Below are 7,048 nucleotides of genomic sequence, written 5' to 3'. Positions count from 1 at the left end.
GTCCTTGTCCTTGTCTCGGTCCTTGTCCTTATCCTCGTCTTTCGGTTTCACCGAACAGTCGCCGGCGACGAGGTAGACTGCACCAGCGTCGGTCATCGGACTATCCTTCAGCGGTGCGCCGACCAATACATCGGCCTTCTCGTCGCCGGTCACGTCACCGACCGGAGCGACAGCCCAGCCTGCACGATCGGATTTGTTCTCCCCTTCGAGTTTCCCGTCGGCTCCCGTCAGGTTCCGTTCGCCCGCTTCGAGACCGCCGGTGACGACGTACGCAGCGCCGGTATCGGACGCCGAACTCGAATTGAATGGCGCGCCGACCAGGATGTCGTCGTAGCCGTTACAGATCAGTTCATCGCCGCCTGCGACGTTCCAACCCGCCCGGTCATCTTCAGCCTCGCCATATAAGGTCACGTTCGCGTCGGCCAGCGACGCGTTTCCGGTCAGGTTCTTGCCGGGGCGGACCACGTAGACGGCGCCGGAATCGTTCCCGACGGAATCGTTGTACGGCGCTCCAATGAGGACTTCACCACCCCGCTCGTCAGCGGCTTTGCGCTCTAACGTGTACCAATCGTCCGCGAGTGTGTTGCCCGCCATGGACACCGAAAATCCGGCACGGTCCCCATCGCTGATGCCTTCGAGTGTCAGGCCCTCGCTGACCGATATCGGTTCGTTGGCGTCGGCCGACTCCTCGGCATTACTCCACTCGTCGAATTCGGTCGGGAGCACATAGGCGGCGCCGTATTCCGTTCCGTTGGTGCCGTTGAACGGGGCACCGACGATTATCTCCGAACGGCCGTCGGAGTTGACGTCACCCGCCTCGCCAACGTCCCAGCCGGCGCGGTCGCCCTCACCGACGCCGAGGTATGTCACGGCGGCCGTGTCGTTGAGACTGTGCTCACCGAGAGTGACGTTCGAAACGAGATACACCGCACCCGAACGGTCTGCGGTGCTATCATTGTAAGGGGCCCCGACGAGGAGCGCGTCAGGATCCTCGCTCACTCTTCGATCAGTCTTCACGTCGTACCCGTCGCTCTCCGCACTGACTCCGTCGCTATCGTTCATCGCGACGGTGGCAACCGAGTGTCCCGCCCGATCCGAGGAGTCCGGACCGTAGTAAACGGCGTCAGCGTCGGTCGAGAGATTCACGTACTCGGGAAGGTGGTCGTCGCCCTCGACGATGTAAACCGCACCGCTTTCGGCGCCCCCTCTGTCGCTGCGCGGCGCGCCGATCACGATGTCGTTGTAACCGTTGCCAGTCAGGTTCCCGGTCGCTATGTCCCATCCGGTGTCGTCACCCGGCACACCGGAGAACGTCACGTCCGCCTCGTCGACGTCGAGTTCCCTCTCGTCGATTGGTCCATAGAACAGGTAGACGGTACCGGTGCTCCGGTTACTCTCGTTTTCCGCGGCCGGTGCCGCGATGAGAACGTCTCGGTGGCTATCGTTGTTGACGTCGCCGGAAGCAACGTCGTATCCAGCCGTCTCGTTGGTGGCGTTTCCGAGGAACGTGGCGTTGGCATCAGCCAGTGCACTGGGATTACTCAGGTTTCCGGCGTGACTCTGCTGCGGCGTCGTTTGGTCCGCTGACCCCGCACTTGCCGCGAAGCCAACGACAGACGCGGTACCAGAAACGACCAGCAGTGTTACGAGTACCAGAACCAGGATCCTGTGATCTGTAATTCGGACGCTATCCATTACGAGACCCACCAGAGAAACGCTCTTTGTTATTTTCTCGATATTATTCAATGTGAAACCGTACCACGATGGCTTCCGCTGGCACGGACGAGTAATACCGCCTTACAGAATGGGTGAGATACTCCTCTGCGCACGCATCTCGCGGCGATTCAGTAAGATTACCTTGTCAAGATTGAGGGTCGAGCAACATCGTCCCCTGGAAACGAGACACCGATATTCTAGAATTACCATCGTTTGACGGACATCGAGTGCTCGACGTCCCGTTCAGCTCACTGATACATACCCAGTTGAGGTGTTTCTGACTGTGATTGGTGAGTCTGTTCGACCATTTGTTGGTACTGTTCAGAGATTTACTGCATCTGTTGTTGAATCTGGTTCGATTGCTCTTCCAGTTCGGACGTATCGATGTCGAAATCCACCAACGGTTCCAGTGCGTCTTTGATAACTGATCGGGCGGCCCCTGGATCTGGGAGATATGGATCCGCGTGGACGATCAATACCGCTGCCGACACATCGTTATGATAGCAGTCATTGGCGAGGGCACCGGTAATTCCCCCGACCAAGCCCGTGCCCTCGGCCAACTCGATTCCAGCGTTCAAGATGTCCGCTTCGAGTTCTTCGGACGTCGTGATCGCCTTGACGGTACCAATATCCTCTTCGCTCTGGGCCGGCGCCCCTGCCAAGAAAATCGCCCGATCGAACTCGTTGGCCAGCTCCTCGTGAACGCACCTGCTCAATGGTTCGAACGCAGATGGTGGGAGCGCAAGGTCGCTCTGGAGCGTCATTACATTGTGATCGGAGCCAGCGTACACCCGGACCATATCCTGGACGCGTCCATCTTGATAGGAAAGGATAGGTGGGAACTCCTCAGAGACGATATTCCCGTGATGTTCGAGCTCAAGTTGGTTCGTGATCTGATCAACGGCAATCGCGGCGACCAGTCCAAAGCCCGGGAATCCCTCGATAAGAGTGGGTGATTCCGCTCCGATGTTGGTGAGTTGGTCGAACGTTACGGAGACATCATCCATCATTGAATTACCCACTCAACCAATTCTCTCGCAACCCTATCGTTAATTACCTCTATCCACCACACTTCCAGTGACAAAGGCTACGACGACCAGAAGATCAGACGACTTGCCCATCAACACGAGATTCGCCCACTGGTCAAGCACCGTGAGTTCACATCGCTCCGCAAGGCATGGAACGCGCGCTTAGACGCTAATCTCTACGGCCAACGGAGTCAATCCGAGACTGTCAACTCAACGCTCAAGCGAAAGTACGGTGCGTTCGTCCGCTCACGACGGTGGTGGAAGCAGTTCCGTGAACTCACTATCGCCTGTCTCGTTCATAATGTAGAGCGGTCACTTTGAGCAGTCAATACAGGTGAGCGATACACCACGAGTGAGGGCGATCTATCCACCAATTGATAAGTAACCTATACAAAATCTAGAGGATGAGTTCAGTGCGGAGGCACCGTTCTATTCAGCATGTCTCGTAAAATCTACTCGAAGGCTGTCAGAGTACGACTGCTGCATACAGAGCGTATGGTCAGCGGTTCTGGTGAGTAGCTGTTGGACTGTTTCACCGTCCGCTTTTTACGAGATTGACGAGCGTCCGCGCCAGACCGCCCAACGTGAAGTCCTCCGGTGCGATGCCGAGTTGTTGGAGCATCCCGAACTGGTCGATGTTCTCCCAGGTTTCCACCGCCCGCCCATCCTCGTCATATCGGGTGAGGGCAGTTCCAGTCACACGCACCGTTCGACCGGTCGGTTTGAGACCGACGAACTCCCCAGTGTGGGTTCCGGTCATCTCCCAGTGACTAGCGACGGTATCCCCTTCGACAATGACTGGTTCGAAAGTAAATTCGGCGTCCGGAAAGCCACTGATAAGCTCCCGTTGCATATCCTTGTACTCGGTATTCGTCAGGTCCTTTCCGTCAAAGTGACCGACCCAATCCGGTGCGTGGTATTCGTCGATGAACGAGAGATTGTGGTTTTTGTGGACCTCTTCGGCCCATCGTTGGGGGAATTGTCGGCGCTCTTCGATCGTGTCTGTCCGTTCTGAAGTCATAGTTGAGTTCCGATCTAATTAGCGATGCTGAACGCTAAGCAAATCGTTATGAATTACCTACCAACCAAGAGACTGGATAGCTGCTTCATTACTTTTCCAGCAGCACCCACGCTTCCAGTCAGGGGATCTCCTATGAGCAAATCCGACGACCTGAGATCACAGGTAGAAGAGACGAACGAACGAGTGTTCAATCGTGGCGACCTCGACTATATTGACGAAGTCTATGCAGAAGACATGGTGATGCACAACGTCGCCCACGGCGAGGACTACGAGGGACGAGAAGCGTTCAAAGAATGGGTCAAAGGCCTCCGCGAAGCCTTCCCAGATTTCGAGGTCGAACTCCTGGGAACCATTGTCGCAGACCAGACAGTCGTGACCAGATACCGTGCACGGGGCACGCATGAGGGGGCGTTGCCCCCGTTCAACGGTGAACCGACGAACGAGACAGTCGAGTTCGAGGGCGTCTCGATCCACACGATGGACGGCACGATGGCGACAGAAGCGTGGTGGTACTATGATCAGCTTACCATGCTCACCCAACTCGGTATTGTCCCCGAGATGCCGCCGATGTAGCCCTCCGTTGCAGTCCTTGCGTAGAGACTGGGGAACGATCGTCCAACGATTCCCCAAATCGATCTGATCGGCTGCATGAGAAGTACGCGTCTCGATCTTGCAGAGACTTGAGGAACGACCGAGTTGCGGTCAGTACGGCTTGCAAGACTCAGAGGGTGAGTTCGGCATCGCAGCCCAAGGAGCCGAGCGTCGAGAAGAGCGGGATCACTACTCCGTCGGCAAGCCCAGCTGCTCGGCGATCTCCATGGGGTTGTAGTACATCCGTTCTTCCTGGACTTTGCCGTCCGCGATGACGAACTTCGACATCCCCCCGTGCTCAAACGTGCGGCCAGTTGGGGGAAGACCATTGAATTCGCCTTCGTGCGTGCCCGTTGCCGTCCACTCAATCATGACTATCTCGTCGTCTTCGAGCAAAGCCTCGGCGGTGATGGTGAAATCGGGAAATGCGTTCCGGAGTTCACGGACATATGCTTCGAAGTCGTCCCGTCCGTGCACTGCACCGTCGGGGGCGCTTGGCTCATAGGCCACGAAGGAATCGGAGACCGAGTCTATCTTCGAGTACTCCCCATGCCACAGCGCGAGGTAGTCACTCATGAGCTGTTCGTGTCTGGTAGAGACGATTGCAGTCATAGCTTGATTTACCCGGTTGATCGTTCGGACGGGGGAGTTTAGTAATGGAGATAGTACCGGCGCGATACGTCCACGTTACTGGGATGTTCCCGGCTGGCTCCTGGGCGCAAACGCTCATTGGCTTGCCTGCCTTGCAAACCGAATGAACGGAGGTTACGCTTCAGTTCGAGCTATCGCTCTCTACACGTCGGCGGAGGTGCGAGACTCGCGCTGTGTAGTTAGCACGACCGATGAGACCTATCACTAAATAAGAATTTCAACAAATCCTCGAATTTCGATGATTTCAGGGATTCTAGCGCCATCTCAAGGCTACTGGTTCGAACAGTATTGAGCTGTTTCGCACTGGTTTACCCGTTCCTTCTTCAGCTCAAGCCGGTTCTGATCGGGTTTGCGCTTCCCAGATTCTGTGTTGTCGCCCAGTCAGAGAGTTGAGCTCAAAATTAACGCCTCAAACGCCCGTTTACGAACAGCTAAAGAAGGCCCAAGGGAACTATTCGTCGGCAATCTCTCTGTGATTCTCGACACGCCGGCTGACATCGAGGGTATAATTCTTCAAGATATCCCGACCGAGTAGGAGGCGGTGATTCATGTGTGATCGATCCTCGAGATTTGCGGCAACAGTATGTTGATCACCACCGATTCCGACGACGAGATCGACAACCGGTCGCGACCTGGATTGTTTCGAACTCCCCGATCGGACTCGAGAGACGGTGTGGATCGGGCCGGCACCGATATCGGCGGCAAGTTCGATATCGACGCTCGTTCTCGCAGCCCCTGAGTCTGATTTCGCAACGACTGTCTTCATTCCACTCGTTCCGCGAATCACGACCTCCTCAGTAAACCCGATGGTAATCGTATCATCAGCGACATCCGGTCTGGAGACAGGTTTGCAAGACGGAATCGAATCATCAAGTGTTGATGACAGGCGTTCAACGCGTTCGACATCTACGTTGCCACCAGCTGTTTCGATTGCCTGTTTGGCAATGTACGGAGCTGGACTGATACCGGTTGCCTGATATAATCCTTTGAATCCCGCCGTGGGATTAACTTCAAGAATGTACCATCCATCCCTCCCTTCGATCAAATCGACGCCAGCGCAGTCAAGGCCAATGATTTCGGTGGCTTGACGCGCGAGATTACGTACCGTCTCAGGAATTGAATCAGTTACATCTTCCACCGACCCACCGCGAGCTACATTCGTCCGCCAGTCACTTTCGACGGCATACCGATACATGGCACCGACTACCTGATCATCGACCACGTAGACGCGTAGGTCACGCGGTGTCTCTCCGAGTTGCCCCACGAATTCCTGAAGGAAGGCGCGACGTTTCCCGACTTTGGCGGTGAGTAAATCGGTGAGATCGACCTTCCAGGCACCGCCGCCATGCGTTCCAAGGGCGGTCTTGTAGACTGCCTCACTCCCAAATTCCTCACGAACCTTGTTGAGTTGCTCATCGCTCAGCGCAAGCACGGTTTTCGGTATTGGCAGGCCGCTTTGAATAAGGGCAGATGCTGCAGCCGTTTTATGAGCGGCTCGGGCCGTCGCTTTCGGGACATTCAGCATCGGCCGCAATTCATTGAGTGTCTGAGCCAGTCCGAGTTCTTCAAACGGTTGGTCAGTATTCGAGAGCAATAACCGATTGACGATGATGTCCACATCGGGCGTGAGCGTGGTCTGGCCGTCTTCAAATCTAACGACTGTGTTCTCCGACCGCAACCATTCTGGAGTGTGTCCAAGCGCTTCGACAGCATTCAGAATCGCCTTCGTTTCCTTGCTGTTGTGGAGGCTGAGTACACCAACGCTCAATGTATCGCTACTCATCTCGCCACCTCACGATGATACTTATCTGATCCCGGTATGGTTTCACGATACGATTTGAGGGCAAAGTCTTGGCTTGGCATTGCTGTTGCCTCTGTCTAGTTCATCGACGAACGAGTCCCTATAACGAGAGGAACATTCCCATAGGCTTGGCATCTCCCGACCACTCATTGTGAGTCGGTAATCGGACGTATCGTGGATATTGACGATCAAGCAAATGGCGATACCAGTATGGCTCGGAGAGCGTCTGACTCGAGAAGT

General features: G+C 55.6%; 7 protein-coding genes. 2 read left to right on the top strand and 5 right to left on the bottom strand.

Annotated features, from left to right (window positions below; translation table 11 throughout):
* Nucleotides 1–1,695, bottom strand: a 1,695-nt coding sequence (locus tag GJ631_RS02365) for an integrin alpha (protein WP_156707604.1), incomplete at its 3' end; no start/stop codon positions are given.
* A gap of 350 nt (nucleotides 1,696–2,045) precedes the next feature.
* Nucleotides 2,046–2,726 (bottom strand): proteasome assembly chaperone family protein, encoded by a 681-nt coding sequence (locus tag GJ631_RS02360; RefSeq protein WP_156707603.1) that lies wholly within the window; start codon nucleotides 2,724–2,726, stop codon nucleotides 2,046–2,048.
* Nucleotides 2,727–2,768: 42 nt separating this feature from the next.
* Here GJ631_RS02360 and GJ631_RS02355 point away from each other — a divergent pair, with 42 nt between their 5' ends.
* A complete protein-coding gene (locus GJ631_RS02355; protein ID WP_370518534.1) occupies nucleotides 2,769–3,065 on the top strand; it encodes a transposase in 297 nt (98 codons plus the stop codon).
* A 211-nt stretch (nucleotides 3,066–3,276) separates the two neighbouring features.
* Here GJ631_RS02355 and GJ631_RS02350 read toward each other — a convergent pair whose 3' ends face one another.
* Nucleotides 3,277–3,765: an ester cyclase gene (locus GJ631_RS02350; RefSeq protein WP_156707602.1), complete on the bottom strand. Its 489-nt coding sequence runs from the start codon at nucleotides 3,763–3,765 to the stop codon at nucleotides 3,277–3,279.
* 132 nt (nucleotides 3,766–3,897) lie between these two features.
* Between GJ631_RS02350 and GJ631_RS02345 the strand changes: the two genes are divergently transcribed.
* Nucleotides 3,898–4,338, top strand: coding sequence for an ester cyclase (locus GJ631_RS02345; protein WP_197424739.1), 441 nt, complete (start codon nucleotides 3,898–3,900; stop codon nucleotides 4,336–4,338).
* A gap of 207 nt (nucleotides 4,339–4,545) precedes the next feature.
* On the opposite strand, the gene GJ631_RS02340 is transcribed toward GJ631_RS02345, so the two are convergent.
* Both GJ631_RS02340 and GJ631_RS02335 read right to left on the bottom strand, forming a co-directional pair.
* The gene (locus GJ631_RS02340; RefSeq protein ID WP_156707600.1) at nucleotides 4,546–4,968 is read right to left on the bottom strand and encodes an ester cyclase; all 423 of its coding nucleotides are present in this window, start codon (nucleotides 4,966–4,968) and stop codon (nucleotides 4,546–4,548) included.
* Between the two features lie 490 nt (nucleotides 4,969–5,458).
* Complete coding sequence (locus GJ631_RS02335) at nucleotides 5,459–6,790, bottom strand: RimK family alpha-L-glutamate ligase (protein WP_156707599.1); 1,332 nt, start codon at nucleotides 6,788–6,790, stop codon at nucleotides 5,459–5,461.
* Between the last annotated feature and the right edge of the window lie 258 nt (nucleotides 6,791–7,048).

Source organism: Natronomonas sp. CBA1123, assembly GCF_009741925.1.
Taxonomy (GTDB): Archaea; Halobacteriota; Halobacteria; order Halobacteriales; family Haloarculaceae; genus Natronomonas.
This window is presented reverse-complemented; position numbering and strand designations above follow the sequence as displayed.

Bases quoted from the DNA above. Each gene is read 5' to 3' on its own strand.
- GJ631_RS02340 (WP_156707600.1), bottom strand. From the start codon at position 4,968: ATGACTGCAATCGTCTCTACCAGACACGAACAGCTCATGAGTGACTAC.
- GJ631_RS02345 (WP_197424739.1), top strand. From the start codon at position 3,898: ATGAGCAAATCCGACGACCTGAGATCACAGGTAGAAGAGACGAACGAA.
- GJ631_RS02335 (WP_156707599.1), bottom strand. From the start codon at position 6,790: ATGAGTAGCGATACATTGAGCGTTGGTGTACTCAGCCTCCACAACAGC.
- GJ631_RS02360 (WP_156707603.1), bottom strand. From the start codon at position 2,726: ATGATGGATGATGTCTCCGTAACGTTCGACCAACTCACCAACATCGGA.
- GJ631_RS02350 (WP_156707602.1), bottom strand. From the start codon at position 3,765: ATGACTTCAGAACGGACAGACACGATCGAAGAGCGCCGACAATTCCCC.